Annotated in this window: 1 protein-coding gene; it reads right to left on the bottom strand. The window is 64.4% G+C overall.

Annotated features, from left to right (window positions below):
• A partial coding sequence (locus tag EN859_RS35440; RefSeq protein WP_281015673.1) for a nitrilase-related carbon-nitrogen hydrolase occupies positions 1-427 on the bottom strand: 427 nt, incomplete at both ends.

Here is a 427-nt window from a genome sequence, read left to right as displayed (position 1 = left end):
GTTGAATGCCATGACGATCGGAGTGCCGAAAAGCTTCGCCCAGGCGGTCGCGCTGGCTCGCTGGATGTCGACGATCGAGGTGCCGGCGGTCCACCATCCGTTGCCGGTCGCCACGACGATCTCGGGCGAATGCAGCATCGACTGGAAAGCTGGCCAGACGATGAGCTGCTCGTAGCAGATCAACGGCGCGATTCTCGTTTCGGAGAGGTCGACAACCGGGTTTGCAAAGAGATTTGCGCGCGCTCCGCCGTCTCGCCCGAACCACGCTCGCCAGGGCTGCCACATGGAAACCGGAACCGGCATGCGCTCGCGATAGAGGACACGGGCCTCGTCGGCGGAGATCGCGACCATGACATTGTCGTAGCCCCGCTCGTCGATGACGGCCGCGCCGGCGACAACGGTGAGGTCAAGCCCGTGCAAGCCTTGC

The organism is Mesorhizobium sp. M00.F.Ca.ET.216.01.1.1 (assembly GCF_004010325.2).
Taxonomy (GTDB): Bacteria; Pseudomonadota; Alphaproteobacteria; order Rhizobiales; family Rhizobiaceae; genus Mesorhizobium.
This window is presented reverse-complemented; position numbering and strand designations above follow the sequence as displayed.